The following is a 20509-nucleotide window of genomic DNA, read 5'->3' as shown; positions in this document are numbered from 1 at the left end:
GGCACCCCGGTGCCCGGCGCGTCCGGCGCGTCCGGCACCGCGGCGCCCGGACAGCACGCCGTCGCCGAGGGCCGCCCCGGCGCCGGTGGCGGCCCGCGCGCCGCCACCGGCGCCCCGCACCCCGTCACCGCTCCCGGCCCGCTGATCGTCCCGCCGCCCCCGGCCGCCCCGCCGGTCGTCGGCCCCGGCACCGCACGCCCCGAGTTCCACCCGGACGACCACCGGCGCCGCCCCGACGGCTCCCCGGCCGAGGGCGGGACCGGGCTCGCCTGGGCCGCCGTCCCGGTCGCCACCGCCCATGCGATGGCCCTCCAGCTCGCCCTGCGCGCGCGGCGCGGCTCCGTCCCGGAGGAGCACGTGGTCCGGCTGCGGACCATCGCCGACAGCCGCCCGTACGGACTGCCCGGCGGCCTCGCCCCGGTCGACCCCGAGCACCAGCGCGAGATCGAGCGCCGCGCGCCCCGCGACGCCGACGGCCTGCCACTGCGTCACCCCGACCCGGCGGCCGGCGGCTGGGCCGAGGTCGTCAACGACGGCGGCCACCGCGGGCCCGGCCGGGCCAACAACAGCCTGGAGATCGCCCTCTCCGCCGTCGACACCTTCACCGGCCGCCCGACCTGCGCCGCCCCGCGCATCCCCACCGAGGGCGACGCCGGCGAGCGCGGCGGCCGCGACCGCGCCGAACGCGAACTCGGCGCGCCCTTCCGCGACCTCGGCGACGGCACAACGGCCGTCGGCCGGCTGGCCGACGAACTGCGTCGGGCCGGCCACGGCTCCCAGGCCGTCCTGCTGACGCTGGACGGCTTCGGCCGCCCGCACGCCTGGAACGCCGTCAACCACAAGGACACCGTGACCTACCTCGACCACCAGGTCGGCCGCCGGGGCCCCGCCCCCCTGCACGACTGCGCCCACGGTCTGTGGGCGATCGCCCTCGACCCCGACGGCCGCCCCCTCGACCTCGCCGCCCGCCGACCCGACCTCACCGCGGCCGCGGCCTCGTGACGTTCCGTCCGCCCGCCCCCCGGCGCCGCCCGCAGCCGGAACCGGGGCGGCCGCGCCGGGAGCGGCGCGTGCGATCCTGGCGGGCCGCCGACGGCGTGCCGGGGGCCGGACCGGTGCCCCGGCACCCGTCGGCCGGTTCGTTCGCGCGTCCGCGCGCCGATGCAAGGAGCTCCACCACGTGACCACCCGTGCGCAGGCGATCGAGGCCGCCCATCGCTGGATCAACGGCGAACTGCCGAGGGCTTCCGCCGACGGTTCCACCGGGAGCCGGCGGGTGCACTCGCACGAGTTCGAGCTGGGCTGGGTGGTCTGGGCGGAACCCTCGCCGGCGCGGATCGACCCGCTGACGGGGGAGCGGCGGGCACCCGAGGAGGTGGGGGCGGCGTGCGCGGTGGTGGACCGGGAGACCGGGCGGTTCACCGTCTGGCCGTCGGTGCCGGTGGACGAGGTGGTCACGCTCTACCGGGACTTCGTCGGCGCGGGCTCCCACGACCCGGCCCGGCCGCCGGCCACCGGCCGCGGCACCCGGGCCGAGCTGACCTACCGGGACGGCCTCGGCGAGGTGCGCTCGCTGGCGCTGCGCTCGGCGCCCGGCCTGCCGCACCCGGCGCTGCGCGGCTGGTGGTGGCTGCGCGAACAGGGCGTGCGGGCGGAGGACGTGCTGTCCGTCCACACCGACCTGCGGCTGAGCGCGCTTCCGGGCGGCTACTGGGCGTACGCGCTGGCGGCCGAACTGCCGGACGTCCGGGTCGGGTTCGACCTGCCGTACGGGCCGCACTTCGACCACCGGGCGGCGGCCGTCCGCGCCCTGCCGGCCGGGGCGTCCGGGGAGGGCGGGCCGGTGCGCAACCGGGTGCCGTTCCCGCGCGCCGTGCCGCCGCTGCCGGCCGAGCCGGACCAGGTACTGGCGGCCGTGCTGGTGGAGCGGTTCGGCGCCGGTGGTGTCCGGCGCTTCGACCCGGCGGACGTCGCCCGTGCGGACCTGCCGGAGGACTTGGCCCGGGTCCTGGTGACGGCCGGGGTGCCGGTGGCGGTCGAGGGCTTCTTCGCGCTGCACCACCCCGGGCCGGACGCGATCGCGGACGGCACCCGGCAGGGCACGGTGCTGCCGTCGCTGGCCGGTCACCTGGCGGAGGAGGGCCGCGGCACCAGGGTGGCCGAGCGGGAGCGGCTCGCGCTGGCCCCGCAGCTGCTGCTCGGCACCGACGGCTGGGCGCTGGTCACGGTGGACACCGCCTGCGGTGCCGTCCGGGCGGTCGACCCCGACTACGCCACCGCCCGGCACTGCAACGACGGTCCGGCGTCCTTCGTCCGCTGCCTGGCGCTGTTCGCCGAGCGGCTGCCCGGGCTGCGCGGGCTCGACCCGTCGGCCGCCGGGGCCGCCGTCGACGCCCTGCAGCGCGGGCTCGCGGCGATCGACCCGACGGTCTTCGACGATCCGGAGAACTGGTGGGCCGTCATCGTCGAACAGCTCTGGGACGGCCTCCTGTGACGGTGCGGGCGCGCACCGGCGTCCGGGTGACCTGTGGTGCGTCGCGGCCGGGGCGTGACGGGGGACGGGCGCACGCTGAGGGGAACCGACAGCATTGTCGGATTGTCAGATCATTTTGACGATTCCTCGCCGACCCCCGACGATCCCCGAGTGCCCGCACCCACCGGGCCTCCGAGACAGAGCTGGAGCCCCGCCGCCGTGACGACCCCGCCCCGCGCCGCCCGCACGGCCGTGCTCGCCGCCCTCGCGGTGCTGGCCGCCGGCTGCGCAGCCTCCCCGGGGCTGCGCGCCCGGCCGGCCGCCGCCCAGCCGGTCTGCGCCGGACCGGTGGTGATCGGCCACCGGGGTGCGCCGCTGGACGCCCCCGAGAACACCATGGCCTCCTTCGAGAAGGCCCTCCAGCAGGGCGCCGACTGGCTGGAGACCGACGTCCAGACCACCCGGGACGGCGTCCCGGTGCTGATGCACGACGCCAGCGTGGACCGCACCACCAACGGCAAGGGCGCGATCGCCGACCTGACCGCCGCCCAGATCGCCGGGCTGCGGGTGACCGTCGGCCCCGGCCCGGCCGAGCCGGTGCCGACCCTGGAGGAGCTGCTGAAGCGGCTCAGCGGCACCACCGTCACGCTGCTGATGGAGATCAAGTGGCAGCGGGCCGAGGACGTCGCCCGGATCGCGAGGATCGCGGCCGGCAGCAGTGCCCGGGTCTTCCTGTACTCGTTCTCCGCCGATCACCTGCGCCAGGCCCACGCCGCCGCCCCCGCACTGCCGGTGGTGCTCATCCAGGGCGCCAGCATCTCCGAGGACCCGGGCGACCTGCCGCTGCACGGCCTCGCCCTGGACGCCACGCTGGCCACCGCCTCCAGGATCGCCGCCGAACACAAGGCCGGCCGCGAGGTCTACGTCTGGACGCTGGACGACGACGAGTCCTGGCAGCTGATGACCGAGCGGGAGGCCGACGGCCTGATCACCGACACCCCGGGCCGGGCCCGCCGCTGGGCCGACGCCAACTGCCGCACCGAGCGGCCGGTGTCCCCGCGCGGCGCCCGCGTGCACTGAGCGGAGCCCGCGTGCACCGGGCGCAGCCCCGCGCGGCCCGGGCCCGGAAGGTCCGGACCAGCACGAATACCGTCGTGCCAGGCCTGCCCGGAGACCGGATCGCGTAGCGTGGAGGGTTATGCGACTCGGTGTTCTCGACGTAGGTTCCAACACGGTCCACTTCCTGGTGGTGGACGCCCATCCCGGGGCCGCCCCGCTGCCCGCGTACTCCCACAAGGCCGAGCTGCGGCTGGCCGAACTCCTCGACGAGCAGGGTGCGATAAGCGCACCCGGCGTGGACAGGCTGATCGGCATGGTCGCCTCCTCGCTGCGGGTCGCCGAGGACAAGGGCGTCGTCGACATCCTGCCGTTCGCCACCTCCGCCGTCCGGGAGGCCGCCAACGGCGAGGACGTGATCCGCCGGGTCGCCGAGGAGACCGGCGTCGAGCTCCGGGTGCTCTCCGGACAGGACGAGGCCCGGCTCACCTTCCTGGCCGTCCGCCGCTGGTTCGGCTGGTCCTCCGGCCGGCTGCTCAACCTCGACATCGGCGGCGGCTCGCTGGAGATCGCCTGCGGGCTGGACGAGCAGCCCGACGTCGCCTGTTCGCTGCCGCTCGGCGCCGGCCGGCTCACCGGCCGCTGGCTGCCCGGCGACGTCGCCGACCCGGAGGAGCTGCGCGGGCTCAGACGCCACATCCGCGCCGAGATGGCCGCCGCGGTCGGCGAGATCGCCCGGCTGGGCGCCCCGGACCACGCCGTCGCCACCTCCAAGACCTTCAAGCAGCTCGCCCGGATGACCGGCGCCGCCCCCGCCGACGCCGGCCCGTACGCGGACCGGCGGCTCACCCGCAGCGGTCTCTCCGCGTGGCTGCCCCGGCTCTCCACGATGACCGTCGCCGAACGGGCGCAGATCCCCGGTGTCTCCGAGGGCCGCGCCAAGCAGCTGCTGGCCGGCGCGCTGGTCGCCGACGCCGCGATGGACCTGTTCGGCCTGGAGGAGCTGGACGTCTGCCCGTGGGCGCTGCGCGAGGGCATCATCCTGCGCCGTCTCGACACCATGGACAGCCCCGCCGACCGCCGCCGCCCCGCCCTCACCACCTGAGGGCCGCTCCCCGTTCCGGGCGCGGTCCGCTTACGCTGTCTCCCGTGGCGCAACCAGCGGGCGAGGACGGGACGCAGGAGGGCCGCGCACCCGGGGACGGGCAGCCGCGGCCGGACGCACCGCGCCGCACGCGCCCGGACGGCGGGCCGGAGGCCGGGGAGGGCCCGGACGGCGGCGCCACGGGCCGCTCCCGGAAGCTCGGCAAGGCGGTGAAGGGCGTCCGCGCGGCCAAGGCGGCGACGGCCGCCAAGACCGCCGCGGCGAAGAAGGCCACCGGCGGGGCCGCCCAGAAGGCCGTGAAGAAGGCGGTGCGCAAGGCCGTGCCGCAGGGTGCGGCGGACGGCCCGGCCCGGCAGGCGCAGCCGGGCCCCCCGGAGCGGAGCACCTCGGAGCAGCCCGCGCCCGGGCAGTCCGGCCCCGAGCAGTCCGGCCCCGGGCAGGACGCCCCCGAGCAGCCCGCGCCCGGGCAGGACGCCCCCCGGAAGCCGGTGGCCAAGGCCCCCACCACCCAGGCGCGCCGCGAGACGCGGACCGCCCGGGCCGCCGGGGCGGCCAAGGCCGCCGTGCAGTCGGTGAAGTCCGTCAAGGCCGCCCGGCAGGCCGCCGGCCGGAAGGCCCCGCTGCTGCGCACCACCGACCGGCTGGTGCTGCCCCCGCACCCGGCCCTGCACATCCCCGACACCAAGGTCGTCCTCTCCACCGCCTCCGTCTACCCGGCCAACACCGCCGTCGGCTTCGAGCTGGCCGCCAAGCTCGGCTACGACGGAGTCGAGGTGATGGTCTGGAACGACCCGGTCAGCCAGGACATCGAGGCGCTGCGCCGGCTCTCCGACATCCACCGGATGCCGATCCTGGCCGTCCACGCGCCCTGCCTGCTGATCACCCAGCGGGTCTGGACCACCGACCCGTGGACCAAGCTGGTCCGGGCCCGGGCGGCGGCCGAGAAGCTCGGCGCGAGCGCCGTCGTCGTCCACCCGCCGTTCCGCTGGCAGCGGCAGTACGCACGCGAGTTCGTCGAGGGCGTCAACCGGATGGCGGGCGAGACCGACGTCCGCTTCGCCGTCGAGAACATGTACCCGTGGCGCTACCGCGACCGCGAGATGCTCGCGTACGCCCCCGGCTGGGACGTCACCGAGGAGGAGTACCGGCACTTCACCATCGACCTCTCGCACGTCGCCACCTCCCGGATCGACGCCTTCGACATGGTCGGGCGGATGGGTGACCGGCTGGCCCACGTCCACCTCGCCGACGGCAGCGGCTCCGGCAAGGACGAGCACCTGATCCCCGGCCGCGGCAAGCAGCCCTGCGCCGAGCTGCTGGAGCACCTGGCCAGGACCGGCTTCGACGGCCACGTGGTGCTGGAGGTCAACACCCGGCGCTCCGCGTCCCCTGCCGAACGCGAGGCCGACCTCGCCGAGGCGCTCGCCTTCACCCGCCTGCACCTGGCCACCCCCGCCCGCGTACGCTGAGAACGAACTGCCGTACCAAGGGGGAGAGATGACGGAAGCGAAGGACTACCGGGAGCTCGCCAAGTCCTTCGGCGGCGTGGCCGCCGAGTACGACCGGGCCCGGCCCTCGTACCCGGACGAGCTGTTCGACGAGCTGGAGCGCCTGGCCGGCCGCGGCCTCAAGGGCGCCCGGGTGCTGGACGTCGGCGCGGGCACCGGCATCGCCACCCGGCTGCTGGCCGGCCGCGGCGCGGACGTCGTCGCCGTGGAGCCCAACGACGGCATGGGCGCCCAGTTCCTGGCCTCCTCGCCCGGCCTGCCGCTGGTCCGGGGGACCGGCGACGAGCTGCCCTTCCACGACCACTCGGCCGATCTCGTCACCTACGCCCAGGCCTTCCACTGGACCCGTGCCGAGCGGTCGGTCCCCGAGGCGATCCGCGTGCTGCGCCCCGGCGGCGCCCTCGCCACCTGGTGGAACGTGAAGGACTCCGGGGTCGGGTGGGTCCGGGCGATGGGCGAGCGGCTGAGCGCGGCGCTGCCCGACGTCTACCACGGCTACGGCAAGGTCAACGAGATCGTGAGCCACCTCGCCCCGTACGGCCTGGAGGTCGGCACCGCCGTGCTGCGCTGGGACCGCCGGGTCACCGTCGACCACGTGATCACCGACCTCACCTCGCGCTCCTACCTGGCCTCCCTCACCCCCGAGCGGCGGGAGCCGCTGCTGGCCGTCGAGCGCGAGGCGCTGCTGGCCGAGTTCCCGGACGGCTGGGTGGTCGAGCCGTACGTCCTCGACCTGACGGTGGCCCGCACCCCGCGCTGACCGCATCGCGGACGTGGCGTCCACCGCCCGGACGGCGGGCGTAGTCTCGGAAGACACAGCGGTCGCCGCACCCTCCCTACCGGCGGCGCCGCCAGCAGCCTCCGAAGGAGTCGAGCACAGTGCCCGAGCTGAAGTCCCGTACGGTCACCCACGGTCGCAACATGGCAGGCGCCCGGGCGCTTCTCCGGGCCGCAGGCGTAGCCCGCGAGGACTTCGGCAAGCCGATCATCGCGGTCGCCAACTCCTTCACCGAGTTCGTCCCGGGCCACACCCACCTCCAGCCGGTCGGCCGGATCGTCTCCGAGGCGATCAAGCAGGCGGGCGGCATCCCCCGCGAGTTCAACACCATCGCGGTGGACGACGGCATCGCGATGGGCCACAGCGGCATGCTCTACTCGCTGCCCTCGCGCGACCTGATCGCCGACTCCGTGGAGTACATGGTCAACGCGCACTGCGCCGACGCCCTGATCTGCATCTCCAACTGCGACAAGATCACCCCGGGCATGCTGATGGCCGCGCTGCGGCTCAACATCCCGACCGTCTTCGTCTCCGGCGGCCCGATGGAGGCCGGCAAGGCGACCCTGGTCGACGGCACCGTGCGCAGGCTCGACCTGGTCGACGCGATCTCCCAGGCGGTGAACGAGAACGTCTCCGACGAGGACATCGCGATCATCGAGGAGAACGCCTGTCCGACCTGCGGGTCCTGCTCGGGCATGTTCACCGCCAACTCGATGAACTGCCTCACCGAGGCGATCGGCCTCTCCCTGCCCGGCAACGGCTCGGTGCTCGCCACCCACACCGCCCGCAAGGAGCTCTACGAGCGGGCCGGCCGGACCGTCGTCGAGATCACCGAGCGCCACTACCACCAGGACGACTACTCCGTCCTGCCGCGCTCGATCGCCACCCGCGCCGCCTTCGAGAACGCCGTGGCCCTCGACATCGCCATGGGCGGCTCGACCAACACCATCCTGCACCTGCTCGCCGCCGCCCAGGAGGCCGAGCTGGACTTCGACATGCGGGCCATCGACGCGATCTCCCGCAAGGTCCCCTGCCTCTCCAAGGTCGCGCCCAACGGCTCGTACTACATGGAGGACGTGCACCGGGCCGGCGGCATCCCCGCCATCCTCGGCGAGCTGTACCGCGGCGGCCAGCTCAACGAGGACGTGCACACCGTCCACGCCGACTCGCTCGCCGAGTGGCTGAAGACCTGGGACGTCCGCGGCGGCTCGCCCTCCGCCGAGGCCGTCGAGCTCTGGCACGCCGCCCCCGGCTGCGTCCGCTCCGCCGAGGCGTTCTCGCAGTCCGAGCGCTGGGAGTCGCTGGACACCGACGCGGCCAAGGGCTGCATCCGCAGCGTCGAGCACGCCTACTCGGTCGAGGGCGGCCTCGCCGTGCTGTACGGCAACCTCGCCGAGGACGGCTGCATCGTGAAGACCGCCGGCGTGGACGAGTCGATCTGGACCTTCAGCGGCCCGGCCGTCGTGGTCGAGTCCCAGGAGGACGCCGTCGACGCGATCCTCACCAAGCGGATCAAGGAGGGCGACGTCGTCGTCATCCGCTACGAGGGCCCCAAGGGCGGCCCGGGCATGCAGGAGATGCTCTACCCGACCTCGTTCCTGAAGGGCCGCGGCCTCGGCAAGGCCTGCGCCCTGGTCACCGACGGCCGCTTCTCCGGCGGCACGTCCGGCCTCTCGATCGGCCACGCCTCCCCGGAGGCCGCGTCCGGCGGCACCATCGCCCTGGTCGAGGACGGCGACATCATCGCCATCGACATCCCCGGCCGGAAGATCTCCCTGGAGGTCTCCTTCGAGGAGCTGCACGAGCGCCGGCTGAAGCTGGAGGCCGAGGGCGGCTACAAGCCGAAGAACCGCGACCGCCAGGTCAGCCAGGCCCTGCGCGCCTACGCCGCGATGGCCACCTCCGCCGACAAGGGCGCGGTCCGCGACGTCTCCAAGCTGGGCTGACCCGCCGCGCACCGCACCACGCACCACGAGGAGCCGTTCCGCCCGGCGGGACGGCTCCTCCGCGTCGGCGGCGCGACGGGTGATAATCGGCCGTGTGACCGAGCACCCCACCCCCGCCCCCAAGCCCGCCGGCGCCCCCGAGCCGGAGCCGATCCGCTGGTTCGGCACCAGCTGGGTGGGGCGCGGCAGCGACTACCGGCTGCGCCGGGTCGTCGTGCCGATCGGCGCCCTGCTGGCCACCGCGGCCGCGGCCCTCGTCCTGCGGCTGGCCGTCGACGGCGTCCGGCTCTCCGACAACGCGGGCTTCGTCAACGGGCTGCTGCTGGCCGCCGTCGCGATCTGCTCCTGCCTCTCCGGCCTGCGCAGCTGGAAGCTGTTCGCCGAGGGCAAGGACCAGCTGACCGGCTGGATGGCCGAGGAGAAGTCGCTCGGTGCGGTCTGGATCATCGGCGGGGTCGGCGCCCTGTTCGCCTACTTCCTCCGCAGCCTGGTCGAGGCGCCCGGCGAGGCCGACAAGCGGACCCGCCACGAGCGGGCCACCGCCGCCCACCAGCGCCGCCAGGCCGGCCGCAGCGGCCGGCCCGACGCCAAGGCGCCGGGCCGGGGCAGGCGCAGGCGCTGAGCGTCAGTTGCGGCTGATCCTGCCGCAGTCCTGGTTGTCCGCGAGGTTCTTGGTGCGGTCGTACGGGTCGGTGGCGGGGCCGGTCGGCTCCGACGTCGACCCGAGCGGGCGCGTCGCGAACTGGTCGAACTGCGGGTGGTAGTAGCCGTCGTTGATGTCGCAGGCCGAGTTGCCGGCGTCCGACTGGGTCTTGGAGAAGACCAGCTTCTTCGGATTGACCCGGTAGCGCGCCGGGTCGTAGAAGCGGAAGGTGTCCACGCGCCGCACGATCGTGCGGGTGGTCCAGGTGTCACCGGCGACGTCGGCGACCGGCACCGTCCAGCCCGCGGGCTTGGGGCCGCCGCCGTCACCGGCCGGCGGCTGCGGGGCCGAGGGCCGGGGCGTGGCCGGCTTGGGGGAGGCCGTCCGCTTGCCCGCCTCCGGGCCCGGCCGCAGCGCGTACACGTACGTGAAGTCGGTGTGCACCAGCACGCCCTTGTCGCCGTCGCCCTCGACGGTGATCAGGCCCTGCATTTTGACGGTGTCGGAGACCGGGATCGCGTCGCGCGGATCGAAGCGGCTGAACCAGGCCGTCGGGTCGCTCTCCGAGGACGGCTTGGTCAGGGCGGCCCTGGCGTTGTCCTGCTCCTCGCGGTCCAGCATCGCCAGCGCGGCGTCGGGCGTCCCGCCGGCGACCACCTTCGGGTCCAGGTTGGCGGCCGCCAGGTAGTCCTTCACCAGCTTGACCTGGGCGGCCACCTGCTCGGCGTCGAACACCCCGATCGGGCCGGGGGTCTGGGCCGGGGCGAAGGCGTCCACGGAGGTCGGCCAGCCCTCGGCGGGGGAGCCGGCCCACGGGTGGTCGACGGTCGGCTGCTTAGGGTCGAGCGTCGGCGGGGCGGTGGTCGGCCGGGCGGTCTCCGGGGCCACCGTCGGCACCGCCGACGCGGAGGCCGGGTGGTCGGAGGCGTAGCCGAAGTGCGTCGAGTACCAGAACTTCAGGCTGTCCAGGTTCAGCGCCGCCAGCAGCACCGTGATGGTGAGCAGCACGTACAACGGCGTGCGCCACTCCATCCGGCGGCGCGGGACCGGGTTGCCCCAGGGGTCGGCGGCCGGCTTCGGCTTGCGGCCGAACCGCTTCGTCCGTCCCGGGCCGTCGTTCACCGAGCGGCGGCCGCCCGGGTCCACCGGCGGGGTGTGCTTCCACTGTGCGGCGAGCATCCGGGTGCGGGCCGCCTGCTCCTTCACGGTGGCGCCCTTGACGAACTCGTCGTCCAGGACGAGTTCGTCGAACGGGTCCTTCCCGCCCGCTCCGGACGGGTCCGCCCCGTCCGGGTTCCGGCCCTCGGACGGGCGCGGTTCTGGATCTTCGGCTATCGGCATCGAGCCAGTATGCCGACGGGGTGTGACGAGTCCCTGATCGGGGGCACACCCTGTGGTGAACTCGTGTTCGGTGTGCGATGATCACCCCTTTTTGTCCTGGTCCGGACGGTCCGTCAGCCCTTGCCGCGGGCCTGCTTCACCGAGCCGACCACGCCCGCCACCGCCAGCAGTACGCCGGCCGGAAGCAGCGAGAGGAAGAACGCGCCGAACAGGCCCGCGTCGCCGAGGACCATCTGCGCCAGCATGTTCAGCACCAGCAGGCCCCCGGCCGCCGGCAGCGCCGACTGCCACGGGTGCTCGGCCGCCCACTTGCGCAGCCGGCGGTCGCCGGTGTCGCGCCGCAGCTGGCCGCCGACCGTGCCGACCAGGAAGAAGAAGAACAGGGCCCAGCCGGCCGGACCGGCCAGCATGCTCAGCGACCAGTGCCCGGTGATCGCATCGATCCCCAGGGCCGTCGCCCCCACCAGTGCACCGACACCCGCGGCCGTCCGCCACGGTCCCATCGTCGCGGCGGCGACGGCGGCTTGCCGGTTCTCACGTCGGGACATCTCTCCGTGTGCCATACGTCCACGGTGCGCCCGGGAACAGCGGCGGGCCATAGGGGAGAACCCCGAGTTTCACCCTAGGGCCCGCCTTCGGACTCCCGCCTTCCCGGCGACGCCGGGGGGCGGGGGTCCGGAGGCGGCCCCTTCGGCTTCCCCGGGGGGGCCGGGCTTCCGCTCCGTGGACGGTCCGGCTCCGGGCGGGCGCGCGGTGCGAGGATGGCGGCAGGAACGGATGCAAGGAGCGGGCATGGGCAGCGCAGCGGCGCACGGGCAGAAGATCGCCTTCCTCGGCACGGGCAAGATCGGGGAGGCCCTGCTCTCCGGACTGCTGCGGGCCGGGAAGGACCCGGCCGACGTCGTGGTGACCGCCCGCCGTCCGGAGCGGGCCGCCGAGCTGGCCGCGAAGTACGGCGTCGGCGTGGTCGGCAACAGCGAGGCCGCCAAGCTCGCGGACACCCTGATCCTCGCGGTGAAGCCGCAGGACATGGGCACCCTGCTGGACGAGCTGGCGCCGCACGTCAGCCCGGACCGGCTGGTGATCTCGGCGGCGGCCGGCATCCCCACCGCCTGGTTCGAGGCCCGGCTCGCGGCCGGCACCCCGGTGGTCCGGGTGATGCCCAACACGCCCGTCCTGGTGGACGAGGGGATGAGCGTGATCTCCGGCGGCTCGCACGCCACCGAGGCGCACCTGGAGCGGGCCGAGGAGATCTTCCGTTCGGTCGGCAAGGCGCTGCGGCTGCCGGAGTCGCAGCAGGACGCGGCCACCGCGCTCTCCGGCTCCGGCCCGGCCTACTTCTACTTCCTGGTCGAGGCGATGACGGACGCGGGCATCCTGCTCGGCCTGCCCCGGCACGTGGCGCACGACCTGATCGTGCAGTCCGCGATCGGCGCCTCGGTGATGCTGCGGGACTCCGGCGAGCACCCGGTGAAGCTGCGCGAGGCGGTCACCTCGCCCGCCGGCACCACCATCGCGGCCATCCGCGAGCTGGAGAACCACGGGGTCCGGGCCGCGCTGCTCGGCGCCCTGGAGGCGGCCCGGGACCGCTCCCGGGAGCTGGCCTCCGGCGGGAAGTGAGCACCCCGTAGGCTCGAACACATGGCCTACGACCTGGTGATCTTCGACAACGACGGTGTCCTGGTGGACAGCGAGCCGCTCTCCAACCGGCTGCTCGCCGGGTACCTGACCGAGCTCGGGTACCCGACCACGACCGAGGACTCGTACCGGGACTTCATGGGCACCGCCGCGCACCGGGTCCACGACGTGATCGCCGAGCGGTACGACGGCGCGAAGCTGCCCGACGGCTTCGACGAGCTGTACCACGGCCGGGTGTTCGCCGCGTTCGGCGCCGAGCTGACGGCCGTCCGGGGCGCGGAGGCGCTGCTGAAGGAGCTTCAGCAGCGCGCCGTCCCCTACTGCCTGGCCTCCTCGGCGCACCACGACTGGATCCGCACCGCCCTGGACGTCACCGGCCTGCGCGAGTACCACGCGGAGGATCGGATCTTCAGCGCCCAGGACGTCGGCGTCGGCAAGCCCGCGCCCGACCTCTTCCTGCACGCCGCCCGCACCCTCGGCGTCGACCCGGCCCGCTGCCTGGTGCTGGAGGACAGCCCCAACGGCGTCTTGGCCGCCCGTGCGGCCGGGATGGACGTGTACGGCTACACCGCCCTCACCGACCCGGCGAAGCTGACCGCCGCCGGCGCCACCGGGCTGATCGCCGACCTGGCGGAGGTGCCCGCCCTGCTGGGCTGAGGCCGGTCCGGTCGCGCGCACCCCCTCCCCAAAAGCCGCGCCACCCCCTACGCTCTCGCCAACATCGTTGTACCGGCCAGTAGCGAGGTCCTTGTGAGTACCGCGATACCCCTTCGGCTGCGGCAGGCCAGAGCCGCGCTGGCCGCGGGCTTCCTGCTCCAGGGCATCACGTTCGCCCTGCTGGTCACCTGCATCCCCGAGCTGCAGGACCGGTACGGGCTCAGCGACGCGCTGCTGCCGGTCTTCCTGGCCGCCGTGCCGGTCCTGGCCGGGGTGGGGTCGATCGTCTCCGAGCAGCTGGTGAAGCGCACCGGCGCGCGGGCCGTGCTGCGGGTGGTCCAGCCCGCCGTCTGCGTCAGCCTGGCCGCCGCCGGGCTGGGCGGAACGCTCTGGCAACTCGCCCTCGCGCTGGGCGCGTTCGGGCTGCTGGTCGGCGCGCTGGACGCCAGTATGAACATGCTCGGGGTGGGCCTCCAGCACCGCTACGGCCGCTCGGTCATGCTCGGCTTCCATGCCGCGTTCAGCCTCGGCGGCATCGTCGGCGCGGCCGTCGCCGGCCTGGGCTCGCACTACGACCTCGGCCTGCCCGTCCTGTTCGGGACGGCCGCCGCCGTGATCGCCCCGCTCGCGGTGCTGGCGGGCAGCCGAGTGGCCGGGCCCGCCGAACTCGGCGACGCCGTCCGGGAGGCCGCCGAGGCCGCCGCCCGGTCCGTCCCGTGGCGGCCGCTGCTGCCGCTCTGCCTGGCGATGGCCTTCGCCTACATCGCCGACTCCTCGGTCTCCAACTACAGCGTCAAGTACCTCACCGACGGTCTGGGCAGCCCCGAGGACGTCGCCAAGCTCTCCTACCTCGGCTACATGGTGGCGATGCTGCTCGGCCGCGCGGTCGGCGACCGCGCGGTGCAGCGCTGGGGTGCCGTCCCGGTGGTCCGCGGCGGCGCCGCGCTGGCCGCGCTGGGCTTCGCCGTGGCCGCCGCCGCGCCCGGCGCCCGGGTCGGGATCGCCGGGTTCACCGTGCTCGGCTTCGGGATCTGCGCGATCATCCCGCAGGTCTTCGCGGCCGGCGGGCGGCTCTTCCCTGCCGACTCGGACGCCGCCGTGGCCCGGCTCAACCTCTTCAACTACGTCGGTTTCCTGATCGGTTCGCCGCTGGTCGGGGCGATCGCCGACGCCGGCTCGTACCGCTGGGCGCTGCTCGCCCCGATGCTGCTGGTGCTGGCCGTGCTGCCGCTCGCCAGCCGGTTCTCCCCGGCGCCCGCGCCCGCCCCGGCGGAGGGGAGGGGCTCGGCGGAGGGGAAGGGCTCAGCGGAGCTCGTCCAGTGACTCCTTCATCAGCGCCCTGGCCCGGGTGAACCAGTCCGCCAGGACGGCGACCTCGTCCGGCGTGTAATCGGCGAAGAGCGTGCCGATCCGCTCGTAGAACGGGCCGTAGACCTGGAGGATGCGCTCCTGCGCGCCCTCCTCCATCACCACCCGGACCCGGCGGCGGTCGGCCGGGTCGGCCTCCCGGCGGACGTAGCCGGCCTTCTCCAGCCGGTTGAGCACCCCTGTCACGGCGCCGGTGGTGAGCTGCGCGCGGCCCGGCCGGCGCCTGAGACTCGCCCGGCCCGAGGGGAGCCCGCGTGCCGCCACCCACTACGGTGGAGGCCATGCCCGAAGCCGAGCGTGACACCCCCTGCGGCCTGCACCTCTTCTGGGACGAGGCGGTCACCGCCTACGACTTCGGTCCAGGCCACCCGATGGACCCGGCCCGGCTGGAGCTCACCATGCGCCTGGTGGAGTCCCTCGGGCTGAACGCCGGGCCGGGGGTGACCGTCCGCTCGGCCCCGCCGGCCGGCGACTCCACGCTCCGCCTGGTGCACACCCGCGAGTACGTCGAGGCGGTCAGACACGCCGCCGCCCACCCCGACGAGCAGGACCGGCGGCACGGCCTCGGCACCGACGACAACTGGGCCTTCCCCGCCGTGCACTCCGCCTCCGCGCTGATCGCCGGACAGTCGGTGGCCGCCGCCGAGGCCGTCTGGCACGGCGAGACCCCGCACGCCGTCAACTTCGCCGGCGGCCTGCACCACGCCATGCCGGGCAGGGCGTCCGGCTTCTGCATCTACAACGACCCCGCGCTCGCCATCGCCCGGCTGCTCGAACTCGGCGCCGAGCGGGTCGCGTACGTCGACGTGGACGTCCACCACGGCGACGGCGTCCAGCAGGCGTTCTGGGACGACCCCCGGGTGCTCACCGTCTCGCTGCACGAGCACCCCGCCACGCTCTTCCCGCAGACCGGCTGGGCCACCGAGACCGGCGGGCCGGACGCCCCCGGCTCCGCCGCCAACCTGCCGCTGCCCGCCGGCACCGGCGACTCCGGCTGGCTGCGCGCCTTCCACGCCCTGGTGCCCGAGCTGCTGGCCGCCTTCCGCCCGCAGGTCCTGGTCACCCAGCACGGTGCGGACACCCACCTGGAGGACCCGCTCGCCCACCTCGCGGTGACCGTCGACGCCCAGCGGCTGATCGCCGAGGAGCTGCACGACCTCGCGCACCGGTACGCCGGCGGCCGCTGGGTCGCCCTCGGCGGGGGCGGCTACGCCGTGGTGGACGTCGTCCCGCGGGCCTGGACCCACCTCGTCGCCACCGCCGCGGGCCGGCCGGTCGACCCCGCCACCGAGACCCCGGAGGAGTGGCGCGCGGAGGTCTACCGGCGCACCCGCCGCCCGGCCCCGCTGCGGATGACCGACGGAGCCCGGCCGGCCTGGCGGGACTTCGACGCGGGATACGATCCGGCGGACCGGCTCGACCAGGCGATCCTGGCCGCCCGCCGCGCCGTCCTGCCGCACCACGGCCTGCTGCCCTGACCGGAGGCCCCGGCCGCCGCGTGCGCACGGCCGGTACGGCAGACCGCCGATCGACTACGTACTGCAACTGGACTATCTCTCACCGTACGAGGACTGCCCTTCCCCCTCTTCCCACTGGTACCACCCATAACTACTCTGGGGATACACGTGTGCCGGTGGAGTCACCGGAGGGGAAGCCGGTGCCTTGCACACGGGTAAGGGTCGGGTGATGGTCATGAGTTCCGGCGAACGCCCCCTGCAGGAAGTCGTCTTCCTGACCGTGGCCGAAGTGGCCGCGGTCATGCGGGTGTCCAAGATGACGGTGTACCGGTTGGTGCACAGCGGAGAGCTGCCGGCCATCCGGGTCGGGCGGTCCTTCCGGGTGCCCCAGCAGGCGGTGCACGAGTACCTCAAGGAGTCCTACGTGCGGCTCGAGAGCGCGTAGGACAGGCGGCGGGTCGGGGCTCACAGCCGGTGGGCCCCGCACCCGTTTGCCGCAGATTTCCCCCGAGTTTCCCGGTCACGGGGAGCACGATTACGGCCCTGGCCGTACGGACGGTAGGCTAGGCCCTCCGTCAGTCGTATGGACTCCGTCTCTCACGGACGGGAGTCTCAGTGAGCGAGGGTTGTTCCGTGGGCTCTGTCATCAAGAAGCGTCGCAAGCGTATGGCCAAGAAGAAGCACCGCAAGCTTCTCAAGCGCACCCGCGTGCAGCGTCGCAACAAGAAGTAAGCGCCCTCGGCCGCGCCCAGCGCGCCAGGCGCCTCCACCGCCCGTCCAGGCCTCACGGCCCGGGCGGGCGGTGTCGTTTCACGGCACGCCACGGCGGCGCGGTACGGTGCACGCAGGCCGCCGAGGCCGAGGAACGAGGTGCAGCACCGTGGGCAAGGTCGTGCTCGTCACCGGCGTGGCCCGCCAGCTCGGGGCCCGATTCGCCGCCGAGCTCCGCAGCCGGCCGGACGTCGACCTGGTGGTCGGCGTGGACGTGCTGCCGCCCCGGGAGGCCGTCGAGGAGCAGGACGGGACCGCCGCGCCGTACCGGTTCCACCAGCTCGACCTGCGCCGCCCGGCGGTGGCCCGGGTGATCGCCGAGCACGGCGTCGACACCGTCGTCCACCTGGCCGTGAGCGCGACCGGCCTGGGCTCCACCAACCGCTCGTCGGTCAAGGAGTCCAACGTCATCGGCACCATGCAGCTGCTTGGCGCCTGCCAGAAGGCGCCCGGGGTGCGGCGGCTGGTGGTGAAGTCGACCACCGGCGTGTACGGCTCGGCGCCGCGCGACCCGGCGGTGTTCACCGAGCGGACCCAGCCCAAGAACCTCCCCGGCGGCGGCTTCGCCAAGGACGCGGTGGAGGTCGAGGGCTACGTCCGCGGCTTCGCCCGGCGCCGTCCGGACGTCGCGGTGACGGTGCTGCGGTTCGCCAACATCGTCGGCCCCGGCGCCGACACCCCCCTCAGCGAGTACTTCGCGCTGCCGGTGCTGCCCACCGTCCTCGGGTACGACCCGCGGTTGCAGTTCGCCCACGAGGCCGACGTGCTCGCGGTGCTCTCCCGGGCGGCCGACGAGCCGGAACCGGGCACCGTCAACACCGGCACCTTCAACGTGGCGGGGGAGGGCGTCCTGCTGCTCTCCCAGTGCGCCCGCCGGCTCGGCCGGCCGATGCTGCCGCTGCTGCTGCCCGCGATCAGCTGGATGGCCGGGCTGGCCCGGCAGACCAGGATTGTCGACTTCTCGCCCGAACAGCTGCGGCTGCTGACCCACGGCCGCGTGGTGGACACCACCCGGCTGCGCGAGACCTTCGGGTACCGCCCCCGGTACACCACCCCGGAGGCGTTCGCCGACTTCGCCGCCGCGCAGTCCGCCGGCCTGCTGCCGCCCGAGCGCCTCGCCGCCGTCACCGACGGACTGGCCGCGCTGCTCGGGCGCGAGCACGGCCCGGCCGCCCGCCCGAACCGACCCAGGAGCTGAACCCGCGATGAGTGCCGCAGCCGAGAACGCGCCGGGCGAGGCCAAGGTCATCCCGATCGAGTCCGCGCCCAGCTGGAGCGAGCCCGACCGGCCCGCCGGCCTGGCCGACCAGATCGCCGACGCCGTCGGCGGGGCGCTGGCCGGGCGGCTTGGCCCGGCCGCCACCCGGCTGTTCGGCAAGGGCTGGGAGGCCCGGGCCACCGAAGGCCTCGCCTTCCTGCGCCGCCGGATCACCGGGGACTACGAGGTGGACGAGTTCGGCTTCGACCGCGAGCTCACCGAGGAGGTGCTGCTCTCGCTGCTGCGCCCGCTCGCCGAGAAGTACTTCCGGATCGAGGTGCGCGGGATCGAGAACATCCCGGCCGAGGGCGGCGCGCTGATCGTCGCCAACCACTCCGGGACGATCCCGCTGGACGCCCTGATGACCCAGGTGGCCATCCACGACCACCACCCGGGCAAACGGTTCCTGCGGATGCTCGCGGCCGACCTGGTGTTCGTCCTGCCCGGGATCAACGAGCTGGCCCGCAAGGCCGGCCACACGCTGGCCTGCAACGAGGACGCCCAGGCGCTGCTGGAGCGCGGCGAGCTGGTCGGGGTCTGGCCGGAGGGCTTCAAGGGCATCGGGAAGCCCTTCTCCGACCGGTACAAGCTGCAGCGGTTCGGGCGCGGCGGGTTCGTCGCCTCGGCGCTGCGGGCGCAGGTGCCGATCATTCCCTGCTCGATCGTCGGGGCGGAGGAGACCTACCCGATGATCGGCAACTTCCGGACGCTGGCGCGGCTGCTGGGCCTGCCGTACGTGCCGATCACGCCGACCTTCCCGTGGCTCGGGCCGCTGGGCGCGGTGCCGCTGCCGACCAAGTGGACCATCCAGTTCGGCGAGCCGATCGCCACCGACCGGCACCCGGTGGAGGCGGCGGACGATCCGATGCTGGTCTTCGACCTGGCCGACGAGGTGCGGGAGACCGTCCAGCACACCCTCTACGAGCTGCTGGTGCAGCGGCGCTCGGTGTTCTTCTGAGCCGGTCGCGCTGAGCGGTGGGCCCGGGCCGGTGCGCCCGGGCCGGGCCCGCGCCGCTCGTTCGCCGGTCGTTCCGGCCCGTGCTCCGCTTCTTCCGGGCCGCGCTCCGGGGCGGGCGCGAGTGAGGGGCCCGGCGCTGCCACCGGGCCCCTCACCCCTGCTCGACCGCGTCAGCCGCCGAGGATCCGCAGTCCGGGCAGCAGCCCGGGGATCAGCGGCGGCACGTCGACACCCTGCTGCGGTGCGCCGCCGGTGGTGGCACTGGGCGAGCCGGACGGCTGCGGGGCCGCCTGGTCGGGCGCCGGGTCGGGGCTCGGCGAGGGCTTGGTGCCGGTGAGCCCGCTGGTGAGGTCGTCGACCAGCCCGCCGACCGCGCCCGGCGCGTTGCTCGGTGCGCTGCTCGGGGCGCCTGCGCCGCCGCCACCGCCGTTGCCGGGCGAGCTCGCCCCGGCGGAGGGGGCCCGCCCGGTGGTGCCGGCCTTGCCGCTGCCGTTGGCTCCCCCCGCACCGCCGCTCTGGGCCGGCCCGGAGCCCGGTGCGGTGTTGCCGCCGCCGGCCGGGGTGTCGGCCGGGGAGCCGCCGTCCGGCGCGGAGCCCGTGGCGCCGCCCGTCCCGCTGCCGGCCTTGCCGCCGCCCTTGGCGGGCGGCTGGGCCAGACGCAGGGGCGCGACGTCCTCGCTTATGTCGTCGAAGAGCTGGTCGACCAGGTGCGCCTGCGGGATCAGCTGGACCGGCAGCCTGCTCTGCAGCTCGCTCCAGCGGTCGTCCTCGTCCTGGGCGAAGCCGGCCAGGGTGCGCATCGGGTCGAGCGAGCCGTTGCTGCGGTAGACGGAACGCAGCAGGTCGCGGCCCTTGATGGCGTCGGCGTGCATGTCGTCGAGCGCCTTGCGGACCTGCTCCACGGTGCCCGGGCTGAGCGCGCCGCCGTCGTCCGTCCGTCCGACCAGGCTCTTGACCTCGCCGAGCCGGGTGGCCGCGTTGTCGAGCAGCAGCCCGCCGCGCTCGCTGTCGGAGTTCGCGAAGTCCAGCCGGAGCCCTTCGAGGCCGCGTTTCATGCCGTACAGCGTGTCCCCGGGCAGGGCGTTGGAGCTGGCGGCGGCCGCACCGGCGAAGCTGCCGACGGCGAGCCCGGCGACCAGACCGCCGATCGCGAACCGCCGGCTCCACCGACCGCGCGGTGCCAGCCGGGCCGCCCGGTGCCTGCGCTGGCGGGGCACCGTCGCGCCCTGACCGCCGGCGAAGGCCTGCTCGAACGCGGCCATCAGCTGGGCGCGTTGAACGGCCCGGACCTGCGGGTCCAGCTCCGGTCCCGGCAGTGCGCCGAGTGCGCCGGCCACCCCGACCAGCTCGGCCATGGCGGCCGAACCGGCTCCGGTGGAAGCGGTGTTGGCCGATCCGGCAGCGGCGGCGCCGTGTTGCTCTGCCTGGTGGGCCTCCAGCGCCTCGGCGAAGGCCTTCGCCCGCCGGTGCTCCAGCACGTTTGCCGTCACGGGCCACACCTCCCTTCGTCGTTGTCGACACCCCGGCCTGCCGGACGGTTGCCTCGGCGGGC

Annotated in this window: 20 protein-coding genes; 16 read left to right on the top strand and 4 right to left on the bottom strand. The window is 74.7% G+C overall.

Going from position 1 to position 20509, the window contains the following annotated elements:
- The 8 genes from J5Y04_RS38310 to J5Y04_RS38275 form a co-directional block, all read left to right on the top strand.
- The coding region (locus J5Y04_RS38310) for a toxin glutamine deamidase domain-containing protein (RefSeq protein WP_245206296.1) at nucleotides 1–1002 on the top strand (1002 nt) is incomplete at its 5' end.
- A 178-nt stretch (nucleotides 1003–1180) separates the two neighbouring features.
- Entirely contained in the window at nucleotides 1181–2494 is a 1314-nt protein-coding gene (locus tag J5Y04_RS43800) for an SUKH-4 family immunity protein (RefSeq protein ID WP_209417155.1), read from the top strand.
- Between the two features lie 198 nt (nucleotides 2495–2692).
- Nucleotides 2693–3553, top strand: coding sequence for a glycerophosphodiester phosphodiesterase (locus J5Y04_RS38300; protein WP_209417154.1), 861 nt, complete (start codon nucleotides 2693–2695; stop codon nucleotides 3551–3553).
- A gap of 118 nt (nucleotides 3554–3671) precedes the next feature.
- Nucleotides 3672–4634 (top strand): Ppx/GppA phosphatase family protein, encoded by a 963-nt coding sequence (locus tag J5Y04_RS38295; RefSeq protein WP_209417153.1) that lies wholly within the window; start codon nucleotides 3672–3674, stop codon nucleotides 4632–4634.
- 665 nt (nucleotides 4635–5299) lie between these two features.
- Nucleotides 5300–6103, top strand: a complete 804-nt coding sequence (locus J5Y04_RS38290; RefSeq protein ID WP_209417162.1) for a sugar phosphate isomerase/epimerase — start codon at nucleotides 5300–5302, stop codon at nucleotides 6101–6103.
- A gap of 28 nt (nucleotides 6104–6131) precedes the next feature.
- A complete protein-coding gene (locus J5Y04_RS38285; RefSeq protein ID WP_209417152.1) occupies nucleotides 6132–6902 on the top strand; it encodes a class I SAM-dependent methyltransferase in 771 nt (256 codons plus the stop codon).
- Between the two features lie 119 nt (nucleotides 6903–7021).
- Nucleotides 7022–8866 (top strand): dihydroxy-acid dehydratase, encoded by a 1845-nt coding sequence (gene ilvD / locus J5Y04_RS38280; RefSeq protein WP_209417151.1) that lies wholly within the window; start codon nucleotides 7022–7024, stop codon nucleotides 8864–8866.
- 94 nt (nucleotides 8867–8960) lie between these two features.
- On the top strand, nucleotides 8961–9488 hold the full coding sequence (locus J5Y04_RS38275; RefSeq protein ID WP_209417150.1) for an EamA/RhaT family transporter: 528 nt from the start codon (nucleotides 8961–8963) through the stop codon (nucleotides 9486–9488).
- Nucleotides 9489–9491: 3 nt separating this feature from the next.
- Here J5Y04_RS38275 and J5Y04_RS38270 read toward each other — a convergent pair whose 3' ends face one another.
- Together J5Y04_RS38270 and J5Y04_RS38265 are read right to left on the bottom strand one after the other, a co-directional pair.
- Nucleotides 9492–10850 (bottom strand): hypothetical protein, encoded by a 1359-nt coding sequence (locus tag J5Y04_RS38270; protein ID WP_209417149.1) that lies wholly within the window; start codon nucleotides 10848–10850, stop codon nucleotides 9492–9494.
- A gap of 113 nt (nucleotides 10851–10963) precedes the next feature.
- Nucleotides 10964–11398, bottom strand: a complete 435-nt coding sequence (locus tag J5Y04_RS38265) for a hypothetical protein (protein ID WP_209417148.1) — start codon at nucleotides 11396–11398, stop codon at nucleotides 10964–10966.
- A 244-nt stretch (nucleotides 11399–11642) separates the two neighbouring features.
- Between J5Y04_RS38265 and proC the strand changes: the two genes are divergently transcribed.
- The 3 genes from proC (at nucleotide 11643) to J5Y04_RS38250 (ending at nucleotide 14468) form a co-directional block, all read left to right on the top strand.
- A complete protein-coding gene (proC, locus tag J5Y04_RS38260) occupies nucleotides 11643–12470 on the top strand; it encodes a pyrroline-5-carboxylate reductase (protein ID WP_209417147.1) in 828 nt (275 codons plus the stop codon).
- Nucleotides 12471–12491: 21 nt separating this feature from the next.
- The gene (locus J5Y04_RS38255; RefSeq protein ID WP_209417146.1) at nucleotides 12492–13145 is read left to right on the top strand and encodes an HAD family phosphatase; all 654 of its coding nucleotides are present in this window, start codon (nucleotides 12492–12494) and stop codon (nucleotides 13143–13145) included.
- A gap of 93 nt (nucleotides 13146–13238) precedes the next feature.
- The gene (locus J5Y04_RS38250; RefSeq protein ID WP_307853520.1) at nucleotides 13239–14468 is read left to right on the top strand and encodes an MFS transporter; all 1230 of its coding nucleotides are present in this window, start codon (nucleotides 13239–13241) and stop codon (nucleotides 14466–14468) included.
- On the opposite strand, the gene J5Y04_RS38245 is transcribed toward J5Y04_RS38250, so the two are convergent.
- On the bottom strand, nucleotides 14448–14777 hold the full coding sequence (locus tag J5Y04_RS38245; RefSeq protein WP_209417145.1) for a MarR family transcriptional regulator: 330 nt from the start codon (nucleotides 14775–14777) through the stop codon (nucleotides 14448–14450). The two genes, J5Y04_RS38250 and J5Y04_RS38245, sit on opposite strands and share 21 nt — an antisense overlap.
- Before the next feature lie 17 nt (nucleotides 14778–14794).
- Between J5Y04_RS38245 and J5Y04_RS38240 the strand changes: the two genes are divergently transcribed.
- From J5Y04_RS38240 to J5Y04_RS38220, 5 genes are all read left to right on the top strand, one after another.
- Nucleotides 14795–15991 (top strand): acetoin utilization protein AcuC, encoded by a 1197-nt coding sequence (locus J5Y04_RS38240; RefSeq protein ID WP_209417144.1) that lies wholly within the window; start codon nucleotides 14795–14797, stop codon nucleotides 15989–15991.
- A 214-nt stretch (nucleotides 15992–16205) separates the two neighbouring features.
- Nucleotides 16206–16415 (top strand): helix-turn-helix domain-containing protein, encoded by a 210-nt coding sequence (locus tag J5Y04_RS38235; protein WP_148644250.1) that lies wholly within the window; start codon nucleotides 16206–16208, stop codon nucleotides 16413–16415.
- Between the two features lie 188 nt (nucleotides 16416–16603).
- Nucleotides 16604–16702, top strand: a complete 99-nt coding sequence (locus J5Y04_RS38230; RefSeq protein WP_003948845.1) for a 30S ribosomal protein bS22 — start codon at nucleotides 16604–16606, stop codon at nucleotides 16700–16702.
- A gap of 148 nt (nucleotides 16703–16850) precedes the next feature.
- Complete coding sequence (locus J5Y04_RS38225; RefSeq protein ID WP_209417143.1) at nucleotides 16851–17939, top strand: NAD-dependent epimerase/dehydratase family protein; 1089 nt, start codon at nucleotides 16851–16853, stop codon at nucleotides 17937–17939.
- A 7-nt stretch (nucleotides 17940–17946) separates the two neighbouring features.
- Nucleotides 17947–18957, top strand: a complete 1011-nt coding sequence (locus tag J5Y04_RS38220) for a lysophospholipid acyltransferase family protein (protein ID WP_245206295.1) — start codon at nucleotides 17947–17949, stop codon at nucleotides 18955–18957.
- Nucleotides 18958–19127: 170 nt separating this feature from the next.
- Here the strand turns inward: J5Y04_RS38220 and J5Y04_RS38215 are convergent, their stop codons facing one another.
- A complete protein-coding gene (locus tag J5Y04_RS38215) occupies nucleotides 19128–20447 on the bottom strand; it encodes a DUF5667 domain-containing protein (protein WP_209417142.1) in 1320 nt (439 codons plus the stop codon).
- Nucleotides 20448–20509: the final 62 nt, after the last annotated feature.

The sequence above is a fragment of the Kitasatospora sp. RG8 genome (genome assembly GCF_017813315.1).
GTDB lineage: Bacteria > Actinomycetota > Actinomycetes > Streptomycetales > Streptomycetaceae > Kitasatospora.
This window is presented reverse-complemented; position numbering and strand designations above follow the sequence as displayed.

Coding starts and splice junctions, on each gene's coding strand:
- J5Y04_RS38295 (WP_209417153.1), top strand. CDS start 3,672: ATGCGACTCGGTGTTCTCGACGTAGGTTCCAACACGGTCCACTTCCTG.
- J5Y04_RS38285 (WP_209417152.1), top strand. CDS start 6,132: ATGACGGAAGCGAAGGACTACCGGGAGCTCGCCAAGTCCTTCGGCGGC.
- J5Y04_RS38270 (WP_209417149.1), bottom strand. CDS start 10,850: ATGCCGATAGCCGAAGATCCAGAACCGCGCCCGTCCGAGGGCCGGAAC.
- J5Y04_RS38265 (WP_209417148.1), bottom strand. CDS start 11,398: ATGTCCCGACGTGAGAACCGGCAAGCCGCCGTCGCCGCCGCGACGATG.
- proC (WP_209417147.1), top strand. CDS start 11,643: ATGGGCAGCGCAGCGGCGCACGGGCAGAAGATCGCCTTCCTCGGCACG.
- J5Y04_RS38255 (WP_209417146.1), top strand. CDS start 12,492: ATGGCCTACGACCTGGTGATCTTCGACAACGACGGTGTCCTGGTGGAC.
- J5Y04_RS38240 (WP_209417144.1), top strand. CDS start 14,795: ATGCCCGAAGCCGAGCGTGACACCCCCTGCGGCCTGCACCTCTTCTGG.
- J5Y04_RS38235 (WP_148644250.1), top strand. CDS start 16,206: ATGAGTTCCGGCGAACGCCCCCTGCAGGAAGTCGTCTTCCTGACCGTG.
- J5Y04_RS38220 (WP_245206295.1), top strand. CDS start 17,947: ATGAGTGCCGCAGCCGAGAACGCGCCGGGCGAGGCCAAGGTCATCCCG.